We start from the raw sequence: 22,286 nt of genomic DNA, 5'->3' as shown, positions 1-22,286 counted from the left end.
ATAGAAATAGCAATGTATATTTGCAGTCGCTTACCGAGAGGTGGGCATTTGAACAAGATTTGAATTCCGCTGTTGCGGAAGTTCGCCAAAGGCGGATAAGATTATTGGTCTGGTAGTTCAGTTGGTTAGAATACCTGCCTGTCACGCAGGGGGTCGCGGGTTCGAGTCCCGTCCAGACCGCAATAAGCCTCAACATTTGTTGGGGCTTTTTTATGGAGTTTGTTTAAGAGAAAAAATTGGAGGGACGAGAAGTTTACCCGCCGTAGGAGGGAGTCCCGTCCGGACCGCTAAAAAGCCCTCAAGTAATTGGCAGCTTTTTTAGTTGTCAAATTTTGATTTCATACCTAGTACTGCGACCACCACCTATAGGCTTAAAAATTCCCTTAGCCACCAAATCTTGCAAATCCCTTGTAGCGGTTGCTTTCGAAGTCTTTGCAAGTGATACATATTTACGAGCGTTCATCCCCCCTTCAAAACCTTGGTGCTCTTCTTCCAGCATTCTGCGAACAACTTTTTGTTGACGCTCGTTGAGTTCATCTTTGTTTTGGTCAAAGAACTTGGTTTTCATTAAAGCAAACTCGATTTCTTGCTCAGCATCGATTTGAGCATCCAACACCGTTTTGACAAAGTAATTTATCCAATCGGTGATTTCATTGGAACGCTGAGCTGCTTTCAAAGCATCGTAATAATTGGTCTTATTGCTTTCGATGGATTTGGAAAGACTGAACAAAACTGGACGACCAGTACTTTGAGAAAGTGCCTTCTCAGCTACAGCCCTACCTATTCTGCCATTGCCATCTTCAAAAGGGTGTATGGTTTCAAAATACAGATGGGCGATAGCTGACCTTATAATAGGTTTTTTGATACTATTTTGAGATTCATTGAACCATGTTATAAACCTGCTCATTTCAGAAGAAACGGTATTTGAAGGTGGAGCTTCAAAATGAACTACTTCTCTGCCAATTGCTCCAGATACTATTTGCATGGGTTCTTCATGCGAACGCCACTGACCAACTTGGATTCCTTTACTGCCTTTCATGAGCATGGTATGCCAACCAAATAGTATCTTTTCAGTGAGCGGAGCTTTAAAATGTTTGCGGATGGCTAGCATTAAGTCTGTTATCCCTTCCACTCTTTTATCTTTCGATATGGGGAGTTCAGGATTTAACCCTAAATTTCTTCTGATGGAGGACATAACGTCTTTACGGCTCAGATATTCGCCTTCAATCTCCGAGGTTTTGATAGCCTCGGAAACCATCAGGTTTATCATAGCATCTGTCTGCTCCGATTCTGAAAAACCCTCTAAAACTCCACTGATACGACCAGTTCGCTGCGCGAAATCATACAGTAAATCTTCAATAACATCTGTCTTGTATTGAAAATTAGGCCAGTCCTTCTGTTGCCAATTGTATTTCATGAGCCGATTAGGAATAATATTCGGCTCAAAAATAATAAAAAAATGAGTTGAATAAAATGATTATTTGGCTCAATTTGTATCTGCTTAGCATTTAATAGCTAGATGATAATTAAACGGTCGTTTATCTAAACTATTCCAGGTTCCAATGTTCATTACTTCTAAAAAGTTCATTTCCCCGTACTAATTAAATAGTCTAAATTTCAAACTTTGAACATGGTTTTTGGGTATGCGAGACTAAGTAATGCAGATTAGTCGTTGAATCTACAGATCGACGCGCTTTTAAAAGAAGGAATCGATCAGAAAACATATACACCGATAAAGTTTCAAGAGCAGTATAAGAACGCAAAAATCTCCAAAAACTATGGCAGTATGTTCGAGAGGGAGATACCATCGTAGTCTAGAAATTGGACCGCCTTGCGCGAAGTTTGATACATTTCATCAAGTTAATGAACGAACTGGAAGAAAAAGGTGTGAAATTTAAGAGTATTACCGAACCCTTCATAGATTCTACCAAAAATCAGCGCATCCCAAATTTTAGTTAATATGTTCGCTGCGCATGCCCAACTTGAACGCGATCGTATAACCGAACGCACCAAGGCTGGTTTGTAATCCGCTAGACGTCGTGTCAAAATCTTGGTCGCCCCAAAGAGATTGAGCAAGAAAAATCAACAAAAAGCGGTACTTTGCGAGGAGTATTTCAAACAGGGAAAATGACCGTAACTGAAATTTGCGAGCTATTGGATATTTCTAGGGCAACCTACTACAAATACTTACGGATTAGAGATCCAGCTGGGAAGTTGAGGCCCTATAAACAAGAAGTTTAAATGTAGGAATATATATTAAGGAGTCATAATATAAACAATGGCAAAAGGAAAAAGGGCGATAACTAAAGCGGAAACTGAAACAATATTACTTACGTCAAGTTCTAGAAAATGTTGTCTTTGTTATGGTATTGACAATGATTTTAGAGAGAAATATGGCCAAATAGCACATATTGATGGTGATAGAACGAATAGTAGTTTAAATAATCTTGCCTGGTTATGCCTGGTGCATCATGATAAATTTGATGGTAAAACAAGTCAGAGCAAAGGTTATACTATAAAAGAACTTAGGAGCTATAGAGATAAACTCTATTTAGAAGTATCTGCAAAAAGGGAAAAGTCACCTAATCCATTATATATTGGTAGAGGTGGAAATATAGAAGTCGGTCAAATTAGGTTATTTAAAGATATACCACCTTTACCAGAAAATGAAATTGGATTATATCAGCTGTTGTTAGGTAAATGGAAATATATAACTAGAACAGTTAATAGATCTATTGTCAAGGTTATACATTCAGGTGATGGTTGCCCAGACTTCAAACCAGATTACATCGAATTTACAACTAACAAGAGGTACATCCAATTTGCCTTTTTAGACTGCCAAGAGGAACTTAATACACATTTTCTTTATAAACTAGAGGGCAAGAAAATCATGGTTTCCTATGAGGATACAAATGAAGCAGCATTTGATAGTGAAATTATATACATAAATGCTAAAACTCTTATTCTAAGAACAAGATCTGGAGATATTGTTTTAGAAGAAGGTTTTAGTAAAATTGATGATTAAAGTTCAAATAAACGATTATTTTTTTTATGAGTCAATTTAGATGTCCATATTGTAATGGGAATGAGATTTCGAATCCCTATTTTTCAAGAAAGGACTGGGCTATTTCGGTCTTGTTGTTAGGCTTCCCTTTATTGTTTAAAAAAAGAGGTTTCTTTTGTTTTGATTGCTCTAAAGAGTTTAGGAATTAGCCTTCAAATGATTTATTTTTTTAGTTGATTAAAATCTAAATAAAGGATAATCAAAATTGGAAATAGCACTTACTTTTAAGAGGAAAGATTTCGAAGAGCTTTATTTCATCAACGGACGCGGTAACTATGTTAAAGATGAGTGAACAAAATCATCCTTTAGAAATCTATTAATAGCTGGTTTTGTGTTGTTGGGACTTTGTATTTATTCCGTTGTCAAGAATAATTATGACTTCTTTGCTTTTTCATTAGTAATTATTGCAATCTTCCTATTCGTTTACGTGGATCGAGCTATGGCTGTTAGAAAATGGAGGCGTCAAATAAAAGAATACCTTGACTCTCAAGAAAAGTATGAAAGCCACAAAATAGTGGTTACCGATGAATATTTTTCAATCATTCAAGATAATGAAGAGACGATTGAAAAATGGTCCAATTTTAAAAGAGTGAAGATATTTGACTCGCATATATGGTTACTTGGAACTGAAAATTTTATTATTCCTGCGAAATCCATGAGTCCGCTGGAATTCAATAACCTAAAAAGACTTGTTTCAACAAAATTCAAATAAACGATTGTTTTCCTAAAGGATATTTATAAAAATGTCCAATTAATTTAGTATATTAGTCTAATATAGGATAATAAAATACGTCATAATGTTAGACATTGTATACGGATACCAGAATTTATTGGAAAATATTGGTTGTTACATCGATGACAGTAAATTCAAGAAAGAGTACTTGATTGAGCAACTTGGGATTTCCCGTGCTACATTCTACAACAAGGTGAAGAAGAAGAGTTTTACTATTGATGAAATGGTAATTCTTAGTAATATTCTTTTTCCTGAAGAAGCCAAGGCCTTCGAGATCAAGGAAGCTTTGAGGACTAGCCGTGAGGATAGCAAGAATGGTAGAACAAAGGCCCACATGGAGGTTATGCATGATGTACGTAAAAAGCTGCGTGCATGAATGTGAGGTGGACTAGAAAGGCAGACCAGTCCTTCAACGGAATAGTCGATTACCTATTGGATATTTGGATCGTTGAGATTGCAACGAATTTTGTTGATATGGTAGACCATACTATCACGTTGATCCGGAAGAATCCGGAAATGTTCAAGGTTTCTCAATATGATACTATCAGTCGAGAAGCATTTATCACAAAACATACAACTATGTTTTATCGAATCTTGGACGACATAATTGAGATTGAATACTTCTGGGGGAATTTTGATGACCCTGAAAAGATGAGTGAATTACTTAAGTTCAATTAAAGGATAGTAAAAATAGCCTGAGATGAAATTCACTCGCCCTCTGAAGGTAATTTTAATATTGATCGTCTTAATTGCTGGTGGATTCTTTTTTTGGTTTTACAATATCCTAAATAGCCCTATAAGCCATAGTAATTCTGATAATTATATTACAATCAAACAAGGCACTCCTTCTAATAGTATCCTTGAAATGTTGGGCGAACAAAATATTCTCCAAGCACCTCTTGCAACTAAGATATATTTACGATTCTTTAATAGCGATGCTAGGATGGAAGCAGGTGATTACCAATTCCCATCTCCAATAAGCCCTATAGAAGTAATTAACCTACTTAAGACCGGAAGAAAACGCACCAAAACACTTACTATTCCAGAAGGCTGGACGCGCTTCGAGATTGCCAAACGTATTGTTAAAGAATTTCCGGTAGAACCATTGATGACTGAAAAGGAGGTGCTGTTATTGATGGATGATACTAGCTTAATTGAAGATATTGATTCAAAAGCACAAAATCTTGAAGGCTACCTTTACCCTACAACTTACGAGTTTAAATTGGATGCTCACCCCAAGGAGGTAATTGCTAAAATAGTGCAACAATTTAAATCAGTTTGGCTTACGGAATGGGATGGATTGGCACTGGAGATGGGAAGAACAAAGCAAGAGATTGTTATAATCGCAAGTCTTATTGAAAATGAGTCAAAGATTGATGCTGAGCGCGATTTGGTTGCTTCTGTAATTTATAATCGTCTTGAACGGGGAATTCCCCTGGGAATTGATGCTACCAATGTATACATTGCCAAACTGCTCGGCCGTTGGGATGGCATAATTCACAAAAGTGATGTTGAAGTAGACCATCCTTACAATACTCGAAAGATTCGTGGATTGCCACCTGGCCCTATCAGTTCGCCTAGCAAGACGGCTATTGAAGCGGCCCTAAATCCAGCAAAGACGGAAAATATTTATTATGTTCTAAATGTAGAGGCCAACGATGGTTCACATCACTTTTACTCCAGTGCAAGTGAGTTTGCTAAGGGCAAAGCTGATTATCAAAAGTGGTTGTCTGGCCAACGAGGGAAATAATGTAAAGTTCAAATAAAGGATTCTTAAATCGAAGTAAGTTCAAAATAGAAATACGGCAACTTGTTACTATATAGTAATCGTTATTTACAATTTAATGAATCTCAAAAATTTCACTATTGAATCATCTTTTACTGAAATTTCCTATGGTGATATTTGGATAGATCTTCATAATGATTATTTGTGGACAGAAACAATCAATGATAGTAAATCTATAAAGTTGTTTTACGAAAAAAGAGAAGCGGAATGGGTGAATGAAGCCGCTCCCGTTTGGTTTTGTATAAAGATAGATGGTGTAAAAGGCGTGTGGACTAAAGAAAATGATAATGACTATCCTATCGAACATTTGGAGAATGATAAAAATACTCCTGACCTATTTGGATTCGGCTATTCGGGTAATGAAATTATGGATGAACCAACTGATTTTAAAAAGAGTAGTGAAGAATTAGAAGCGTTGATTTTCACTTTTGTAACTGGACGGACTCTAAAAATCTCGGGTCAAACTGCGGAAATTATAGAACTAAAAAACTTTAACTAACAAAGAACTAAGTTCAAATAAAGGATTAGTTATGCGTGCAAAACAACATACTATTCAAGAAAGCTTTAAGAATTTATTAGCTGAAAAATTCCCAGAACTAAAACCCATTGAAAAATGGAAACAAACCATGTGGCATCATAATGGGGATTTAGTAGTTTCGCTAGTGCCGCTTTCAAAAAAAGTCAAGTTCTGTTTCTTTAATACTCCCCATTTGGAATTGGATAAGACGCAAAGATGGGGGACGACCACTAGCTCGGAAAATTTGGAAATTCCCGAAGGTTCCTTGGTAGATTGGGAACAAATAGAAACGTTAATTGCGAGTATACTGCATTGATAGAAATTAATGAACCCAGATAAGTTTGAAAAACTCGAAATAGCTTCTAAGAAGCAGCTTCGTAACTGGCTGCAAGAACATCATTCTCAAGATGAGAGTATTTGGTTACCTATAAAAAGAGTACTCCTGATAAATACGTCGATAGAGACCTAGTTCTGGAAGAATTGTTGTGCTTTGGCTGGATTGACGGCAGGCGCATGAAACTGGATGATGAACGTACAATGCAGCTTATTTCACCAAGAAAAGTACAGCATTGGAGCAAAACGTATAAAGACCGAGCGGCCAGATTGATTGATGAAGGCAAAATGGAGGAAGCGGGCTTCCTGTCAATCGAAGATAGTAAGAAAAGTGGTCTTTGGAACTTTCTTGATGATGTGGACAAGCTGATTGTTCCAGATGATTTGGAAACAGCGCTTTCGCGAAAGCAAGAAGCCAAGGATTTCTTTTATAACATTAATGACTCGAGCAAACGATTTGTCCTGCGCTGGGTTAAACTGGCAAAGACGAATAAGACAAGAAGGAATAGGATAGACAAAATTGTAAACCTTTCGGCCAGAGGAGAAAAATTACCTGGAAGTTGAACCGTCGACTAAATTAAAGTTAAAATAAAGTATGACTTTAAACAATTTTACCAATAATCAGAATTCAGGACTTCTTTGAATATTAAACCTATGTTAAAAGGTGAGCCTCGCGGTGCGCCTTAAAATCGACCCCTTGGCAGCCTTTTAATCCAGGGCGTTTTCAAGAAAAGTTCCCCCGAAGCCTCGGGGCCGTCCAGACCGCAATAAGCCTCAATATTTGTTGGGGCTTTTTTATGGAGTTTGTTCAAGAGAAAAAATTGGAGGGACGAGAAGTTTGTCCGCCGTAGGAGGGAGTCCCGTCCAGATCGCTATAAAATCTCTAATAAATTGGAAATTTTTCTTGTTTTATGGATTCAATCCCCTTCAAATAAGAGGAGCGAGAGGCCCGCCCGCCGTAAGAGAGAGTCGTTAAAAGGGCAATACTAAATCAATTGATATTAATGGATTTTTGTGCTGTTTTTAATATATTTGAACTCTGTCCCCAAAAGAAATGTTGGATTTAAAGGAAAAAAACCCACTGGAAATGTTGCGGCAGTTTGCTGTCAACCTGAACGGAGATTTGCTGGAGGATCTCGGTGCGGCAAAACTATCGTTGAACAATGGTAACGGTAAGGGCTATATTAGCCTTTACGAGGTGTTTCCCGGGCTCACCGCTTGGATTTACAATATCGAGTTTACCAGAGATTATACAATCGATCTGAATTTCTCCAAGAATCGCTTATTCTATTTCGGCTATCATCTCTCCGGGTACCAAATGACGAAATTTCCGAACGAGGGCATGGCTAAAAAGATAGGCGAGCGCCAGAATTTTATACTCTCCGGCGAACCCGACTCCAAAGCACAGTTCAAAATTCCGGGAAAAATCCGATTCGAAAGCTGCTTCTTGATTATTGAGCCAAACAAGTTGGATAATCGGAGATCAAATACCAAGACGCAATTAAAGGCCCATCTTTCCGAAATATTCGGGGAGGCGAATGCAAAGCAATCCTACCGGTATTTTGGTAATATCGATTTCAGGACAGGGTTTTACACAGAAAGAATCGTTAAAAACAAAAGAACAGATCTGGTCGGCAGATTGCTGGTCGAATCGGCAATTTTAGGTATGCTTGCCTCCCAGATAGCGGCGCATGACCACGATATAGATACTGAAAGTCTACAGCCCGACCTCACAAAAGAGGAGCTTTCGGGTATTGCTTTAATGGGCGATTACATTAAGGAGAATATTGGTGAAAAATTACCCGTGAAGGAACTCTCCAGAAGAACCGGCCTTAGCCCGAAAAAGCTCCAAAGCGGAGTGCGCTTTCTTTACGGTCATTCGATCAATAAGTATACGGCGAACATACGTTTGGAGCGTGCGCGTGAGTTGTTCAATGAAACGGACATGAACGTTTCCCAGATTTGTTACAAAGTGGGTTATACGAGCAGAAGTTTTTTTTCCAAACAGTTTCAGGACAGATACGGGGTGCTTCCCAGTGACTACAGAAACACATTGCGTAAGGACAATTTGCTCTATGAGATTTCCTATCGGTCTATGGCCAAGCCAGATGTCGATGGAGAGACCGTGGGGGATATCCTTATGACTTCCAAAAGCAATAACAATTCCCTAGATATTACGGGGAGCTTGATTTACCATAGAAATGTATTCTTTCAGCTGATCGAGGGGCCTAGAAGGGACGTACTGGAACTCTATGAAAAGATAAAGAAAGATTCTAGACATTTCGATGTGCAGACGATATGGAAAGGTTCGAAGCCTTCACGGGATTTTACGGAATGGGACATGGCCATGATATCGGATGAAGGCGTTTTGACAATACCACATGATGGAAATACCCAAGAACTGGGTCTTGGTCACCTTATGGGTGATATCGGACAGCAGAGCCTGGAATCGAAGAACCTGTGGCGGAAGGTGAGAAACGTGTTGAAGACATCCTTCGAAAATGGTGACATCTCCGATTAAATCTTGCAGTATCCCAATTCAAAGACCTCCCATCGAAATGCATAAAGCTTTTATGTTGAGGTGTATGATTTAGTTATTCATTGCCTCCTCTTTACAACCTTTGCATATTTAACATCGTATCTAAGATTGGATTCGGGAACTCATCCTTTCAAGACGTGACAGACGTATTGTGGAAGATAAGTTGCCACCGATAGGATAGCCAACGATTCTAAAATCGGAATTGACTTTACTCGGCTTCTTGGGTCATTTGAAACCTTTAACACATCATAATTGTAGATGATACGAAGAACGATAAATCGGTAAAGGGGCTGCATTCATCGGTTCGCACCAGTACTAAACCTGAGTAGAGGTCAAGAAAATAATTTAATTGGTCATAGGAATTTCCATCACGAGCAATCGGGTACCCGTATTTACTTCGAATGCAACAGCGTCGGTACCCTCGATACCGATGGCATCACGGGCCATCAATTTTTCACCTGCAATGGTACCTTCCCCTTCGAGGATAAAAATGTAAACGCCATTGCCCGATTTTTTAAGGTGGTAATGAAACTTTTTTGCCGAATCGAATTGCCCTAAATGAAACCAGGCATCCTGATGGATCCAAACCCCATCATCATCTTGGTGCGGCGATAAAATCTGGTAAAGTTCGTTTTCTACGGCGATTTGCTCTAGGCTGATTTGATCATACCGCGGGGAAACATTGGCCTTATTAGGAATGACCCAAATCTGAAGGAATTCCACCGCTTCTTCCTTACTGTGATTGTGTTCGCTATGCTGCACGCCCGTACCTGCCGACATCACCTGAATATCGCCTTCTCGAATTATCGTGGTGTTGCCCATATTATCCTGGTGTTCCAAATCGCCTTTCAACGGAATCGATATGATTTCCATATTGCTATGACCATGGGTGCCAAAACCCATTCCTGCCGCCACATGGTCATCGTTCAACACGCGCAAAACCCCAAAACCCATTCGCTCCGGATCGTGGTAATTGGCAAAGCTGAAAGAGTGGGCACTCTTGAGCCAACCGTGATTGGCCTGACCTCTTGAATCTGCTGTGTGAATCGTCTTTTTCATGTTTTAAAAATAGGCATTTTCGGGTGTACGATCGTTTTAGGTACTAATCAATCTAGGAAGTAAGCCCTGAAAATCGACCAATGCCGTGCTATCTCCATCGATTTACCAATGGTCGATTACAATATAGTCCCCTTTTTGCAAGGTGTTTTTCAAGGAGTCGGCAATTGTTCTTTTTCGGGTATTTTGATCAAGCTTTACCCCGCGATTCCCGGGTGGGGTGATAATAGGCATATAGCCTATCTCTTCCGTTAGGAAATCCCCTTGCTCTTTCATCCAAGCGAACATATCGTGCGTTAAGCTGTATTTGATATCCTGATATGCTGGTCTTTTAATCAGATTATCCAGTTCGTAAGGGTCGCTTTCCAAATCGTATAGTTTCTCAAAAGGCACGTCCTTGAAGGCCAAAGCACCTCTTTGGATAAAGGCATTTACTTGGGGTTTATCACCCAAATTTTGATCTAATACTTCCATAGCATTGAAATTCCTGATGTACTTGAAGCGTTTGTTCCGAATCATTCTTGAAGGGAAAATTTCAGATCTTAGAATATTTTGATTGGTGCTCACCCCGTAAATATAGTTGTTGATCTCGATATCCTCTCCCCTGAGCAACGGCAAGAAACTTTTTCCATCCATGTTCTCGGTGGCTTTGCCGCCGGCAATTTGCATGAAGGTAGGAAGCACATCGGTATAATGAATCAATTGGTGCGATGTAGCCCCGGGCCGTATTACGTTCGGCCAGCGTGCAATGAACGGCACTCTCAGGCCAACGTCCCGAACGGTGAATTTACCCGATACCCCATGGTCGGCACTGTAGATGAAAAGGGTATTCTTGACATCCAAATAAGTGTCGACAAGCTCCAATACCGAACGTAATTGTTTGTCATCTTCTTCGATACTTCGGTAATAGCCGGCTTTACTTTTTATCATCCCTGGGTTATCTTTTTTATGCGCGTTAAAAGGAAACCATTTGATAGCTTCGGCCTTAGCATTCGCTACATCATAGTACTCCGCATGCGGATATCCCGATGCGATAAGCATGAAGAAAGGTTTTTTGGCCGTTTTGAAATACTGCTCGATGCTATCAAGAGGGATGTATTTTCTCGGGCCGGTGGGTTTTTCTATGGGATTCCATTCCACGTCCCAATCGTACACCTTTTTTGGGGCGATATGGCTTTTGCCTGCCCGTACTACCTCGTAGCCCAAATCGCGCATATGTTTGGTGATACTTTCAATATCGGGCTTGGTGCGGGTATGGTTGGCAAAGCAGCCGTTTTTAAGCGGATATTTTCCTGTAAGCAATTGAGATCTACTCGGGGCGCAGATGGCTTGGCCCGTAAATGCGTTGGTAAATAGCATCCCCTCGGATGCCAAACGGTCAACACTTGGTGTTTTTACCTTGTCGTTTCCATAACATCCGTAATCATAGACGTCTTGATCATCGGAGAGGTAAAAAATAAGATTTGGTTTTTCGCTCGGTAAGGCTTGCCTCTCCTGTTTGCCGCCTTCGGCCTTGTTTTGGGCACAACTGACAGCAAGTAAGCTAACAATCCCCGATACAAATAGCGAGAAGAGTATTTTTTTCATGTTCAAACTTATTTCTAGTATAGGATTTCAATGCTTACCTAAGGTTTTTAAAACCATGATCATGGTCTGTAGCCTCCTTTTTTAACTTCACTTTTTCAGCGAGTTCGTTAATGACCTCTTTGTACTGGACTTCGGAAATGACATTACTGGTTTCCATAGGATCTTTCTCATGGTCGTACAATTCGCGTTCTAGTACCTCTCCCGTTTTTAATTGTACCCATTCAACATAGTTGTATCGATCGTCCGAAACGGAATACCCCATAACGGTTTTATCATAATTCCACCGATTATCGGGCCAAATACTGAATGCATAGGACTTTTGTCCCGGCTCCGATTCGGGGTCGTCGAGGATGGGTACTAAACTTTTGCCTTCTAAATGGGATGGGGGCGTTAGCTTGCAAAGCTCGGCCAAAGTGGGATATAGGTCTAAGACTTCTACCGACTGGTCGTACGTGACCCCTTTTTTACCATGGGGAACACTAAAAATGAACGGGACGTTGGTATCGATATTCATATTCGACCATTTACACCAGCTCCCATAATCCCCCAGCTTGTAACCATGATCGCCCCATAACACGACAACGGTATGCTCCCTTAAATCAAGTTCATCGAGTTTGTCCATTAGCTTTCCTACTTGGGCATCGGCATAGGAAACACTGGCGTAGTACCCTCTTCTCAGGGTGATGGCGGTTGAGTCGGCGATATCCTCGAACGCTGTTGGCATACCATAATAGTTGGTCAGTTCACCTCCGGGCCGTACCGTATATTTGCTCGTATGCTTCGGTCGTTCCTGGAACTTCGATAATATAACGCTCTCCTCTGGGTACATATCCCAATATTTCTGGGGCGCTACAAAGGGAAGATGTGGTTTGACCAGGCCAATGGACATGAAAAAGGGCTTGTCTATTTTTTGCAGCTCTTCTAATTTGCGCATGGCGTTCAGAGTATTGAGTCCATCTTGGTATAGCGTATCGTGCACATCGGCAGCTTCGTAGGCCGGACCGCGGCCTTCTTTTTCCGTCAACTTCATTTGGGCGATTGCTTTCTCGGTAACATAGCCCAATCCTCTCCAAGTGGGATTCGGGGCTATATAATCATCCCCGAATTGCTTTTTGGTATCTTCCCCGTGGTGGTAGATTTTGCCCAAGGAGGCAATCTCATAACCGTTTTGGGCGAAAAATTTGTTCATGGTCAACACCTCCGGTAAGATATCAGTGACGGACTCTCCTGTGTAGATACCGTGTCTTTCGGGCCTGATTCCCGTTAAGAGCGAAGCACGGGACGCCATACAGATCGCCTGCTGTACATGCGCTTTGGTAAAACATATCCCGTTGTTGGCCAAACGGTCGATGTTGGGTGATTTGATATGTTTGGCACCATAACAATTCAACTCCGTTCTCAAATCGTCGACTGCGATGAAAAGAATGTTCAAAGGCCTCCGGTCTTTTTCCTTATCGGGCTCAGCTTCCTTGCAAGAGGAAAAAAGAACAAGGAGTATCGTAGCTACTTTGAATAAATTCATATGTATTGATTCAAGTTAAAATAGCGGAATGAAATTACAATGGGCAAGGATATACGAGTAGAATCAAACCATCTTGGACGTCTTTAATTTTATCGATTTCGCAATACGCTTGAACGTTAAAAGTGCTGCCAGCCATTAAGAATAGCTCCTGTAGGATTGCAATTTCCTTATCCAAGCTTGAAATTTCTGCCAACTCCCATTCCTTTTCGCGGGTGGCAAAGGGGTATAGGAAGTCAAATGCCCTTTTGATACCTCCGCCATTCGTTGGCGTATAATTCCATAGGTCTACCTCCAACTTTTTTCCGAAATTCGCCAAGTGCGTAAAGGCCATGAGGTTATAAATACTATAGTGTAGCGGTCTTTTTCTCGCAAGTTCCAGCGGCTGCCGGCCGTCTGCGGTAATCTGGGTGGGAATCCTGATTTCTTTTGCCTTTTCAAGAACGGCCTTGGCCTCATCCGCCCGATTTAAAAAAAGAAGTAGGCCTACTTCTTGGGCGTCGTACCAAGTGCTGTGATTGTTCTTAGTATTTTTTTCGAAAACCCCGTTTTCGCTCTTTTGCAACCAGTTGAGGTATGCGGCCGTCCAATGGCGTAGTCCTTGGCTTGTTCTAGTATCTAAAGTGTCATTTTGTTCTAAAAGTTCTATGGCGGTAATAATATCCAAAATGCCTATGAATTCGATTATTCCAATGCCCCTACCATGGTTTTTTCCGGGAATGCCTTGTGCATAGTTCAAGTTGGGGTTCATACTGGTTTCCGGGTTTAGGAACCATACCTTTAAAAGTTCTATGGCCTTGTCGGCATATTCGCGATTGCCTGTGAAGAAATGGGCCAGTGCCAACCGATAGGTATTGTTGAACATTTTATTTTTCCGTTTCAAATCGTACCCGTCGCCATCCACGGAGGGGTTCTTTTGGCCGTCTTTGCGTACCCAAGGCAAACCATCGGGTTTTTGTGGATCTGGCCACCAATAATACCCGATGCTCAAATAGTCTTTTTTGTCACCGCTTATCGGCGTTCTTGATTTATTTGTAACGCTATAAGGGCCGCTGTTCAGGGCCTTATCCGCAGCTCTAAGCAATGTGCTCAAGGCCGGTTTGTAATATTCATTCCCCTCTTTTAAGGCTTTTTTTACATGAAGGAGTGCCTTTATGTGAAGAACGGTCAGGTTTTTGGTTTTGGAAAGATGCACGCTCTGAAACCCGGCCACCTTACCACTTGAAAAATTGGTGGCATAAGCGACTGTCCAGATTCCGATAAAAAGTACTATGACAGAAAAGCTCTTGAAGGATATCGATTTTAAAGAATGATTCATCATTTAAAATTATCATATAATAGTACCGGGACTATCCTGTACTATCATGCCATACGAGTCCATCATGAATAGACAATGGTGTCCATTTTATATCGTGGGGAAAGCGAGATGATACCAAACTCACTCTAAGCGCCGCGCAGGTCGCTGGTCATAAACTTCAGCATAGCATAATTCGATAAGAATTGGTCGTATGCTCCCAGCTTTGATAAAGCATTTGAGGCGTGACAAACGAAACTAGAACCCATATTATGGTATGGAAGTTTAATTGTGTACAGCCTACTGCATCCTTCACACATTGCCTGATCAACGCTCTTTACTCCAGATATAAATTCTCTCTTTACTGCTATTGATATCCTAAGAACTAACGAAAATCAACGTCATTAAAGCTCCACGTATTGAAGCTGTCGATACCGTCATAAAAAAATATAGTTTTTAGAGGTATTTAAAATAGCATAAAACACCTAACTTAGGAAAACAACCAATTACATCTCCATGTTAGGGTGGAATAATTATTTTATCAAGATAAAATGTCATTGAACTATAAAGGCGATAATAAGAGATTTGTCTTGTATTTTGCAAGTCTACTGCTCCTATTTTATGCTTGTTCGCCTCGCTTTTCCAATGTAGCCTTGCCGATTGAAGATGTAAAGGAATTTTACTATACCGGCGAAAGTGTTTTGGAGGATAAATGGTGGACGGTCTTTCAGGATGAAAGTTTGAATACTTTGATTGATAGTGCAATGCAATCCAATTTTGATTTGGCGGCGACATGGCAACAATTTTTGGCGGCTAAGGCCACCGTATCTAGAGCAGCATCGAATAAATGGCCTCAAATAGAAGCCTCGGCGCAGACCGCGGAGAATTTTCCTATCAATGACTTTAGGGGTGGTGAAAATACACAGTTGGGGCTATCGGCCTCTTATGAGGTAGATCTTTGGGGCCGTATACGAACCGCCGTACAAGCTGAAAAGTTCAGGGCAGAGGCAAATCTCTTTGATTACCGCACTGCGGCCATATCGCTTTCCGCGGAGATTGCCACCACATGGTACCAGCTACAGGCCGCAAAAGAGCAATTGAAAATTACACAAGAACAAATCGCTACCAATGAAAATATCATCAAACTGATTCGTTCTCGTTTTGTGGGCGGCCAAATACGTGCGGTAGATATTCTAAGACAAGCACAACTATTGGAAAGCACCCGCGAACAGCAGATTATTTTTAGCACCAATGTACGTTTGTTGGAAAATCAATTGGCTATTCTTTTAGGTCGGCAGCCTCAGGAAGACTTGGCTTTGGATGCGGTTGCTTTACCTGATTTACCGGACCTGCCTCAGGCTGGACTGCCTTTGGAATTGGTGCGTCGTAGACCCGATTTGCAACAATCGTACGCGCTCCTGCTTGCTGCAGATAGAGATATGGCTTCGGCCGTGCGAAACAGGTATCCGAGAATTTCGATTAATGCCAGGGGACAACTGAGGGCCAATAACTTTGCCGATCTTTTTGAAAATTGGGCCTATTCCATTGCGGGAAATTTGTTGGCGCCCATTTTTTACGGCGGGCAATTGAAAGCAGAGGCCACTCAGGCCCAGGCAATCAAACAACAACGACTTTACGAATACGGACAAACTACCCTAGAGGCCTTTCGGGAGGTCGAAGACGGACTTGTGCAAGACGTGATGCAGAAACAACGGTCTGTCAACATAGGGCGACAATTGGAACTTGCGGAAAAAAGCAACAAACAATTGCGCACCGAATTCCTGAATGGCTTTAGTCCCTATTTGGATGTACTGATTGGCTTAGATCAAGAACAGCAATTGCGCAGGGATTACGTGGCCGCGCAACTGCGTCAAGTTCAAGTTCGCATTGGCTTGTACAGGGCATTGGCGGGAAGCTTTGAGACTGGGCGAACCATAGAAAATTAAAAAAGTAAACAGTTGGTATGAATAGCAAAAAGATATTGTGGATTTGTTTGGCCATTATCGGTGGTGGCATCGTGATTACCGCGCTTATTTTTTCTACCGAGCCCGAGGCGAAAAGGGAAGGGGCATCGATTGAAACGGCGATGCTGGTCGATGTAATTCCCGTAAGACAAGGCACTTTCGAACCCATCATCGTAGCAACGGGCACGGTACAACCCGTTGAGGATGTGGATTTGAGTCCGTTGGTTTCGGGACAAGTCATTCGTCGAGACCCAGCATTTACCCCCGGTGGCTTCGTCAAAAAAAATCAAGTGCTTTTGCAGATCGATCCGGCCGATTACCGCAACACACTCGAATTGCGCAAGAGCGAATTTCAGCAATCGCAGACGACGCTGGACACTGAGATGGGTCGCCAAAAGATTGCGGAACAGGATTTACAGCTTATTGCCGACGATTCCCTTTTTGGGGACAATCCGCTTTCGGAAGAAGAGCGGCAACTGGTACTGAGAAAACCACAGCTCAACGCGGTCAATGCGACCATAGGCGCCGCAAAGGCCTCGGTAGACCAGGCGAGGTTAAACCTTGAGCGGACGACCATACGCGCTCCGTTTGACGCCCATATTCTGAGTCAGAATGTCGCCAAAGGTTCCTTAGTCGCTCAAGGTGATATCTTGGGACGTATTGTCGGTACAAAAGAATATTGGATCACCGCAACGGTTCCTGTTTCCAAATTGCAGTGGCTAAGCTTCCCGAACGATGATACCGAAAAGGGAGCTCCGGTAAGGATCGAGAACCCATCGGCATGGCCTAGCGATAGTTATCGCGAAGGATATCTCGACCGGCAGATAGGTGCATTGGATGGCCAGACGCGATTGGCCAGGGTATTGGTCAAAGTCGAAGATCCTTTGGCGACAACCAATGAATTGAAGGGCAGGCCAAAGCTGATGATCGGCACTTTCGTGGAGGTCAATATCCAAGCCGACCCGATTAAGGACGTGGTGCGTCTTAGCCGCGATTATATCCGGAGCAATGAGACCGTTTGGGTGATGAATGATGAAAAATTGGAAATACGTCAGGTAGATATCGTATTGACCGATGATGCCTACGCCTACATCGGCAAAGGTTTGGAAGATGGCGAAAAAGTGGTCGTCACCGATTTGAGCACGGTAAGCAATGGTATCGGGCTGCGCACTGCGACCGATAAGCCAGAGCAAGAAACGAAGAAGTAAGAAAATTGGGCAAGATGGAAAAGAAAAGGAAAGAAAAGACGATCCGAAAGGAAGGCGCCATTGCTTACATGGCACGGAACTCGATTGCAACGAACTTGCTCATGCTGATGTTGTTGGGCGGGGGCCTCTTTACGATGTACAACATTCAGAAGGAGGTATTTCCGGAGTTTCAACTCGATTTTGTCGAGGTATCGGTAGCCTATCCCGGAGCTTCCCCAGCGGAAGTCGAACAAGGCGTGCTGCAACCTGTGGAAGAAGCCGTGCGCGGGGTTCAGGGCATCAAGGAAATCGTGTCGGAGGCCAATGAAGGTTCTGGCCAGATCAGTATCGAACTGGTGGCGGGTTCGGAACGAATGAAGGCTTTTCAGGATATCGATCAGGCCATCAATCGCATCCGTACGTTTCCCGATGATATCGAACGCCCCGAGGTGCGATTGCAGTCACGTCAAAGGGATGTATTGCAAATAGGCCTCTATGGTGCCGCCGATATATGGACCTTACGGCAACTTGCGGAGCGATTGAGGACAATCCTTCTAAACAATCCCGAAATCACACAAGTAGAATTGGGGAACGTGCCCGATTATGAAACCCGTATCGAAATTCCACGACGAACCTTACAGAAGTATAATTTGACGCTGGGGCAAGTGGCCGATATCATTCAACAGAGTAGCAATGATGTTCCGGCGGGGGCTGTTCAGACCCAGAGTGGAGAGATTCTGCTGCGTATGCAGGAACGGAAACAATGGGCAAAAGAGTATGGGGATATTACCGTAGTATCTTCTGAAGAAGGCGCGAAAATCGCCTTAAAGGATATCGCTACGATTACCGATGGTTTTGAGGAAACGGGTTTTCACGGGCAATTCAATCAACAAAATTATGTGGAGCTGCGAATATTCCGGATTGGGGACCAATCGCCTTTGAAAATCGCCGATGTAACCAATAAGATTCTAGAAGACTTTCAATTGCCTCCCGGCATCAAGTACCGAACCGACAGCAACCGCGCCGCCGATTATCGCGAACGTCTTTCCTTACTGACCGAAAACGGGATACTAGCCATCGTTATCGTACTGATCATATTGACACTTTTCTTAGAGTACCGCCTAGCCTTTTGGGTGATGATGGGCATGACGGTCTCCTTTATCGGCGGAATGATTTTGTTGCCCCTCATCGGCATTAGCGTGAACATGATCTCTATGTTCGGTTTTCTAGTAGTGCTGGGTATTGTTGTGGATGACGCCATCGTGGTGGGGGAAAATGTTTACGAATACCGGCAAAAAGGGCTGAGTCCGATTCAGGCGGCCATTGCAGGAACCAAAGACGTTTCGATGCCCGTGGTCTTTAGTATCGTTACCACCATTATCGCCTTCGTCCCGCTGCTATTTATGCCCGGGGAAACCGGGAAATTCTGGCAACCTTTACCAGCCGTGGTGATTGTTATTTTAGCGGTTTCCCTGCTCGAGGCCCTTTTTATCCTGCCTTCCCATTTGGGGCATCTGAAGAACAAAGAAAGTAAGAACAAATGGGTCCTTAAATTGGAAGGATGGCAACGCGCGTTCGCCAAGGGTTTTGATGGATTTATTGAAAAACGTTACCGTCCCTTTCTCGATTTGTGCCTGCGCTATCGGTACATTACCTTAAGCGCTGCGGTAACCTTGCTACTCATAGTCGGAGGTTATGGCTATAGCGGGCATATGGGCCTGATTATGATGCCGGAGGTGGCGGCCGATGAAATCGAAGCGGGCGTTCGCCTACCGGTAGGGACGACCCCAGATCAGGCGGCAAAGGTTGCCCATGATATTTCGGAATCGACCCAGCGGATGTTCGAGGAACACAATCTTTATGAAGTAGCCGAAGGCATTAAGACCAATGTACGCGGGCAAAATTTTATCGATGTGGAAATTGTAATGCTGCCCCCCGACCAGCGGGATATCACCGCAGCGGAAGTTATCGCCTTGTGGCGGGATAATATCGGGGATATTGAAGGGGTCGACCAAATTACTTTTGAGGCCGAGAGGGGTCCTGGAGGAGCAAGACAGGATATCAGTATTGATTTGAGCCATTCGGACATTGACGTGTTGGCACGGGCCAGTAGCGCTTTTGTAGAACGCATGCGCGCTTTTTCGAATACCCGCGATGTAACCGACAATTATAATAAAGGTAAAATGCAGTACGACTTCAAGCTGCTACCGCAAGGTAGAAACTTGGGGCTGACCTCCGATGAGGTGGGCCGTCAGGTCCGCGATGGATTTTTCGGAGCCTTGGCGATGCGGCAATTACGTGGGATGAACGAGATCGAGGTGCGTGTAAAATTACCCATGGAGGAACGCAAGGATATCAAAAACCTGGAAAAATTTCTGATCCGTACGCCGAGCGGCGTTGAAGTACCGCTTATGGATGTAGTGGAAGTTGAACAGCGGGAAGCCTTTAGTAGTATCAATCGCAGGGATGGCCGTAGGGTGGTGAACGTAGGAATGGACGTAGAACCCGCCAATGCCGTAGGCCGTGTTATCGCTTCGGTACAGGAAGAAACCTTACCGCAATTGCGAGCCGATTTTCCCGGCATTACCTGGAGCTTTGAAGGCAGCCAGGCCGATATGAGGGAAAGTACCAATACCTTAAAAGCAGGCTTTTCTATCGCGATGTTATTGATATACGCCTTACTGGCCATCGCCTTTAGCAGTTATCTGCAGCCCTTGATCGTAATGACGGCGATTCCCTTCGGTATCGTAGGTGCCGTAATCGGTCATATTCTATTGGGGTACGACTTATCATTGGTTAGTTTGATGGGCGTAATAGCCTTATCCGGAGTGGTGGTCAACGATTCGCTGATCATGATCGATTACGCCAATAAACGCAGAAAAGAGGGCGATCCCATTTACCAGTCCATTCATGAGGCGGGCCTACGGAGGTTTCGCCCGATTATTCTGACGACCATGACCACGTTCGGTGGTTTGGCCCCGATCATTTTAGAGACCTCCAGTCAAGCATTTTACTTGATTCCCATGGCGATTTCGCTTGGCTTTGGAATCGTGTTCGCGACGGCTATTATTCTGGTTATCGTTCCCTGTTTGTATTTGACCTTAGAAGATTTGCGACTCTTGATGGTAAATGGTAGAACCGTAAAACCGGTGGATGTTTCCGATACCGAACAATCAAAAAATCCTGTGCTCGCAGATAAGTAAGCGCGGTTTTCTTGGGATTGGGTCACAGCGACGCTAAACCCTCAAGCGCCTGTTGAAATGGTTTTTGAGAAAAGATATCTGCACGACGAACATGCTTGCAAATAGTATCGCTGCATAGAACATGGCTTTGGAAGATACCAAATCGGACAGTTGATTACCGATTCCGCTATTTGTAAAAACGCTGAAATCAACGGTCTCGAACCAATTCGGTTCTGCCGTAGTGTTAAAGAAAGAATATATTACGGTACCGACAAGCAAAGCGCAGAGACCGATCCAAACGGATTTGGAAATTAACGGTCTGTATGTGGTTACCTCGCTAGTGGCGATGGAGTCTACTTGAGACAAAACTTTGGACGTAAAATCCGCTGAAGGCGTTTCAAGAACGGTTTCCCTCATCAATTTATCGACCAATTCTTCCAATTTTTTATTGTCCTTCTCGTTCATAATTTGCTATAATTTCCGGTTCCAATCTTTCCCTCAATATGCCTGTCAACTTTTTTCGACTTCTAAACAATTTAACCTTCACATTATTTACGGTTAAATCTACGATTTTTGAAATTTCCTCTAACGATAACTCCTCGAAATAAAATAGGGTTATCAACGCACTGTCGGTACTCGGAAGCAATTTCAAGCAGTCCTGAATAGCTTCTTTTCGCTCTTCTTTTTGCATCATGTCCAAGGCGTTATCGATCGTTGTGATCTGATGCTCGGTATATTCGTCTATGGCAACGACGTGTTGCGTTCTTTTCTGTTTTTTCAGGCGATCGAGACAGGTATAATAGGCTACTTTATAAATCCACGTAGACAATTTTGATTCGCCTCTAAATTTATGGAGCGAACGAAATACCTTGATAAAAGTATCCTGTGAAACCTCTTCGGCTTCTTCCCTATGTTTGAGCATACGCAGGGCGAGCGTAAAGACCAAATCTTTGTAACGGTCTACGATAATGCCAAACGATTGCGTATCGCCTGCCAAGATAGCATCAATTAGTGGTTGGTCTGTAGTGCTCATTTGTTGATAGGACGCCATTTGTTAGCTGTAGGTTACATCCATTAAAAAAATAATCGAATAAAAGTGTAACCTCGTTTTCAAAGCTATCGTCATATCCGATGAATCCAATTAAGTTAATCAATTAAAAAATCAACAGTTATGGACCCAGAAATCATTATTCCCATTGTCTTTTTCGGATCGATCTTCGGAATATTTTATTTGTATATCACCAGTAGAAACAGGGAGCGATTGGCGCTTATCGAAAAGGGTGCCGATGCCAGTATCTTTGCGAGGGGCGAAGGAAGATCACCAATTTGGAAGGTCATGATCCTCAACCTCGCCTTATTGCTCATGGGTATTGGTACGGGAATTTTTATCGCATCGATTATAGACCATTATTCCTCTTTAGAGACCGATGCGATTTATCCCGCTACCATCTTCTTAATGGCAGGTATCGGTTTGTTCGTCGGCTTTAAGATGACCAGCGCTATGGATAACAAGTAAAAAGAAAAC

The 22,286-nt window shown here is 42.7% G+C and carries 21 protein-coding genes, 1 tRNA gene and 1 pseudogene; 16 read left to right on the top strand and 7 right to left on the bottom strand.

Going from position 1 to position 22,286, the window contains the following annotated elements; genetic code table 11:
• Nucleotides 1–106 precede the first annotated feature (106 nt).
• Nucleotides 107–180: transfer RNA gene (locus FGM00_RS14960), tRNA-Asp, on the top strand.
• Between the two features lie 145 nt (nucleotides 181–325).
• Here the strand turns inward: FGM00_RS14960 and FGM00_RS14955 are convergent.
• Nucleotides 326–1,417 carry a Fic family protein gene (locus FGM00_RS14955; RefSeq protein WP_138853683.1) on the bottom strand — a complete coding sequence of 364 codons (1,092 nt, stop codon included), beginning with the start codon at nucleotides 1,415–1,417 and terminating at the stop codon, nucleotides 326–328.
• A gap of 404 nt (nucleotides 1,418–1,821) precedes the next feature.
• Between FGM00_RS14955 and FGM00_RS20155 the strand changes: the two genes are divergently transcribed.
• From FGM00_RS20155 to FGM00_RS14900, 11 genes and pseudogenes are all read left to right on the top strand, one after another.
• A complete protein-coding gene (locus FGM00_RS20155; protein WP_138853682.1) occupies nucleotides 1,822–1,959 on the top strand; it encodes a recombinase family protein in 138 nt (45 codons plus the stop codon).
• Between the two features lie 105 nt (nucleotides 1,960–2,064).
• Nucleotides 2,065–2,241 (top strand): annotated as a pseudogene (locus FGM00_RS20150) (helix-turn-helix domain-containing protein); the annotation flags it as partial.
• Between the two features lie 37 nt (nucleotides 2,242–2,278).
• Nucleotides 2,279–3,025, top strand: a complete 747-nt coding sequence (locus FGM00_RS14940; protein WP_138853681.1) for a lipocalin-like domain-containing protein — start codon at nucleotides 2,279–2,281, stop codon at nucleotides 3,023–3,025.
• Between the two features lie 478 nt (nucleotides 3,026–3,503).
• Nucleotides 3,504–3,776, top strand: a complete 273-nt coding sequence (locus FGM00_RS14935; protein WP_138853680.1) for a YcxB family protein — start codon at nucleotides 3,504–3,506, stop codon at nucleotides 3,774–3,776.
• Nucleotides 3,777–3,861: 85 nt separating this feature from the next.
• Entirely contained in the window at nucleotides 3,862–4,173 is a 312-nt protein-coding gene (locus FGM00_RS14930; protein ID WP_138853679.1) for a hypothetical protein, read from the top strand.
• Entirely contained in the window at nucleotides 4,170–4,475 is a 306-nt protein-coding gene (locus FGM00_RS14925) for a type II toxin-antitoxin system RelE/ParE family toxin (RefSeq protein ID WP_138853678.1), read from the top strand. Before FGM00_RS14930 ends, FGM00_RS14925 begins: the two co-directional genes overlap by 4 nt.
• A 22-nt stretch (nucleotides 4,476–4,497) precedes the next feature.
• Nucleotides 4,498–5,547: an endolytic transglycosylase MltG gene (gene mltG / locus FGM00_RS14920; RefSeq protein WP_138853677.1), complete on the top strand. Its 1,050-nt coding sequence runs from the start codon at nucleotides 4,498–4,500 to the stop codon at nucleotides 5,545–5,547.
• A gap of 94 nt (nucleotides 5,548–5,641) precedes the next feature.
• Nucleotides 5,642–6,082 carry a hypothetical protein gene (locus FGM00_RS14915; protein WP_138853676.1) on the top strand — a complete coding sequence of 147 codons (441 nt, stop codon included), beginning with the start codon at nucleotides 5,642–5,644 and terminating at the stop codon, nucleotides 6,080–6,082.
• Between the two features lie 31 nt (nucleotides 6,083–6,113).
• Complete coding sequence (locus tag FGM00_RS14910) at nucleotides 6,114–6,416, top strand: DUF1801 domain-containing protein (protein WP_138853675.1); 303 nt, start codon at nucleotides 6,114–6,116, stop codon at nucleotides 6,414–6,416.
• A 101-nt stretch (nucleotides 6,417–6,517) separates the two neighbouring features.
• Nucleotides 6,518–6,997: a YdeI/OmpD-associated family protein gene (locus FGM00_RS14905; RefSeq protein ID WP_236262802.1), complete on the top strand. Its 480-nt coding sequence runs from the start codon at nucleotides 6,518–6,520 to the stop codon at nucleotides 6,995–6,997.
• Nucleotides 6,998–7,487: 490 nt separating this feature from the next.
• Nucleotides 7,488–8,954 (top strand): BLUF domain-containing protein, encoded by a 1,467-nt coding sequence (locus FGM00_RS14900; RefSeq protein ID WP_138853674.1) that lies wholly within the window; start codon nucleotides 7,488–7,490, stop codon nucleotides 8,952–8,954.
• Between the two features lie 363 nt (nucleotides 8,955–9,317).
• Here FGM00_RS14900 and FGM00_RS14895 read toward each other — a convergent pair whose 3' ends face one another.
• From FGM00_RS14895 to FGM00_RS14880, 4 genes are all read right to left on the bottom strand, one after another.
• On the bottom strand, nucleotides 9,318–10,031 hold the full coding sequence (locus FGM00_RS14895) for a pirin family protein (RefSeq protein ID WP_138853673.1): 714 nt from the start codon (nucleotides 10,029–10,031) through the stop codon (nucleotides 9,318–9,320).
• Nucleotides 10,032–10,133: 102 nt separating this feature from the next.
• Nucleotides 10,134–11,615 (bottom strand): sulfatase family protein, encoded by a 1,482-nt coding sequence (locus FGM00_RS14890; RefSeq protein WP_138853672.1) that lies wholly within the window; start codon nucleotides 11,613–11,615, stop codon nucleotides 10,134–10,136.
• Nucleotides 11,616–11,649: 34 nt separating this feature from the next.
• Nucleotides 11,650–13,137, bottom strand: coding sequence for a sulfatase (locus tag FGM00_RS14885; protein ID WP_138853671.1), 1,488 nt, complete (start codon nucleotides 13,135–13,137; stop codon nucleotides 11,650–11,652).
• 34 nt (nucleotides 13,138–13,171) lie between these two features.
• Nucleotides 13,172–14,455 carry an alginate lyase family protein gene (locus tag FGM00_RS14880; protein WP_138853670.1) on the bottom strand — a complete coding sequence of 428 codons (1,284 nt, stop codon included), beginning with the start codon at nucleotides 14,453–14,455 and terminating at the stop codon, nucleotides 13,172–13,174.
• A gap of 524 nt (nucleotides 14,456–14,979) precedes the next feature.
• On the opposite strand from FGM00_RS14880, the gene FGM00_RS14875 reads away from it, so the two are divergent.
• Genes FGM00_RS14875 through FGM00_RS14865 form a run of 3 tightly spaced genes read left to right on the top strand, consistent with a single transcriptional unit; the run spans nucleotide 14,980 to nucleotide 20,782 of the window.
• Complete coding sequence (locus FGM00_RS14875; protein WP_138853669.1) at nucleotides 14,980–16,374, top strand: efflux transporter outer membrane subunit; 1,395 nt, start codon at nucleotides 14,980–14,982, stop codon at nucleotides 16,372–16,374.
• Nucleotides 16,375–16,391: 17 nt separating this feature from the next.
• Nucleotides 16,392–17,600, top strand: a complete 1,209-nt coding sequence (locus FGM00_RS14870) for an efflux RND transporter periplasmic adaptor subunit (protein ID WP_138853668.1) — start codon at nucleotides 16,392–16,394, stop codon at nucleotides 17,598–17,600.
• Nucleotides 17,601–17,614: 14 nt separating this feature from the next.
• Complete coding sequence (locus FGM00_RS14865; protein ID WP_138853667.1) at nucleotides 17,615–20,782, top strand: efflux RND transporter permease subunit; 3,168 nt, start codon at nucleotides 17,615–17,617, stop codon at nucleotides 20,780–20,782.
• A 33-nt stretch (nucleotides 20,783–20,815) separates the two neighbouring features.
• On the opposite strand, the gene FGM00_RS14860 is transcribed toward FGM00_RS14865, so the two are convergent.
• Both FGM00_RS14860 and FGM00_RS14855 read right to left on the bottom strand, forming a co-directional pair.
• A complete protein-coding gene (locus FGM00_RS14860) occupies nucleotides 20,816–21,226 on the bottom strand; it encodes a hypothetical protein (protein WP_138853666.1) in 411 nt (136 codons plus the stop codon).
• Nucleotides 21,207–21,812 carry an RNA polymerase sigma factor gene (locus tag FGM00_RS14855; protein ID WP_236262800.1) on the bottom strand — a complete coding sequence of 202 codons (606 nt, stop codon included), beginning with the start codon at nucleotides 21,810–21,812 and terminating at the stop codon, nucleotides 21,207–21,209. Before FGM00_RS14855 ends, FGM00_RS14860 begins: the two co-directional genes overlap by 20 nt.
• 120 nt (nucleotides 21,813–21,932) lie before the next feature.
• Between FGM00_RS14855 and FGM00_RS14850 the strand changes: the two genes are divergently transcribed.
• On the top strand, nucleotides 21,933–22,277 hold the full coding sequence (locus FGM00_RS14850) for a DUF6249 domain-containing protein (RefSeq protein ID WP_138853665.1): 345 nt from the start codon (nucleotides 21,933–21,935) through the stop codon (nucleotides 22,275–22,277).
• Nucleotides 22,278–22,286 lie beyond the last annotated feature (9 nt).

This window comes from Aggregatimonas sangjinii (genome assembly GCF_005943945.1).
GTDB classification, from domain to species: Bacteria; Bacteroidota; Bacteroidia; order Flavobacteriales; family Flavobacteriaceae; genus Pelagihabitans; species Pelagihabitans sangjinii.
Note: the sequence above shows the minus strand (reverse complement) of the source record. Positions and strands in the feature narration are given on the sequence as shown.

What these genes read in the sequence shown, in the direction of transcription:
- FGM00_RS14870 (WP_138853668.1), top strand. Translation starts at nt 16,392, where the DNA reads ATGAATAGCAAAAAGATATTGTGGATTTGTTTGGCCATTATCGGTGGT.
- FGM00_RS14880 (WP_138853670.1), bottom strand. Translation starts at nt 14,455, where the DNA reads ATGATGAATCATTCTTTAAAATCGATATCCTTCAAGAGCTTTTCTGTC.
- FGM00_RS14895 (WP_138853673.1), bottom strand. Translation starts at nt 10,031, where the DNA reads ATGAAAAAGACGATTCACACAGCAGATTCAAGAGGTCAGGCCAATCAC.
- FGM00_RS14890 (WP_138853672.1), bottom strand. Translation starts at nt 11,615, where the DNA reads ATGAAAAAAATACTCTTCTCGCTATTTGTATCGGGGATTGTTAGCTTA.
- mltG (WP_138853677.1), top strand. Translation starts at nt 4,498, where the DNA reads ATGAAATTCACTCGCCCTCTGAAGGTAATTTTAATATTGATCGTCTTA.
- FGM00_RS14855 (WP_236262800.1), bottom strand. Translation starts at nt 21,812, where the DNA reads ATGGCGTCCTATCAACAAATGAGCACTACAGACCAACCACTAATTGAT.
- FGM00_RS14900 (WP_138853674.1), top strand. Translation starts at nt 7,488, where the DNA reads ATGTTGGATTTAAAGGAAAAAAACCCACTGGAAATGTTGCGGCAGTTT.
- FGM00_RS14955 (WP_138853683.1), bottom strand. Translation starts at nt 1,417, where the DNA reads ATGAAATACAATTGGCAACAGAAGGACTGGCCTAATTTTCAATACAAG.
- FGM00_RS14865 (WP_138853667.1), top strand. Translation starts at nt 17,615, where the DNA reads ATGGAAAAGAAAAGGAAAGAAAAGACGATCCGAAAGGAAGGCGCCATT.
- FGM00_RS14930 (WP_138853679.1), top strand. Translation starts at nt 3,862, where the DNA reads ATGTTAGACATTGTATACGGATACCAGAATTTATTGGAAAATATTGGT.
- FGM00_RS14935 (WP_138853680.1), top strand. Translation starts at nt 3,504, where the DNA reads ATGGCTGTTAGAAAATGGAGGCGTCAAATAAAAGAATACCTTGACTCT.
- FGM00_RS14875 (WP_138853669.1), top strand. Translation starts at nt 14,980, where the DNA reads ATGTCATTGAACTATAAAGGCGATAATAAGAGATTTGTCTTGTATTTT.
- FGM00_RS14860 (WP_138853666.1), bottom strand. Translation starts at nt 21,226, where the DNA reads ATGAACGAGAAGGACAATAAAAAATTGGAAGAATTGGTCGATAAATTG.
- FGM00_RS14885 (WP_138853671.1), bottom strand. Translation starts at nt 13,137, where the DNA reads ATGAATTTATTCAAAGTAGCTACGATACTCCTTGTTCTTTTTTCCTCT.
- FGM00_RS14910 (WP_138853675.1), top strand. Translation starts at nt 6,114, where the DNA reads ATGCGTGCAAAACAACATACTATTCAAGAAAGCTTTAAGAATTTATTA.
- FGM00_RS14915 (WP_138853676.1), top strand. Translation starts at nt 5,642, where the DNA reads ATGAATCTCAAAAATTTCACTATTGAATCATCTTTTACTGAAATTTCC.
- FGM00_RS14940 (WP_138853681.1), top strand. Translation starts at nt 2,279, where the DNA reads ATGGCAAAAGGAAAAAGGGCGATAACTAAAGCGGAAACTGAAACAATA.
- FGM00_RS14850 (WP_138853665.1), top strand. Translation starts at nt 21,933, where the DNA reads ATGGACCCAGAAATCATTATTCCCATTGTCTTTTTCGGATCGATCTTC.
- FGM00_RS14925 (WP_138853678.1), top strand. Translation starts at nt 4,170, where the DNA reads ATGAATGTGAGGTGGACTAGAAAGGCAGACCAGTCCTTCAACGGAATA.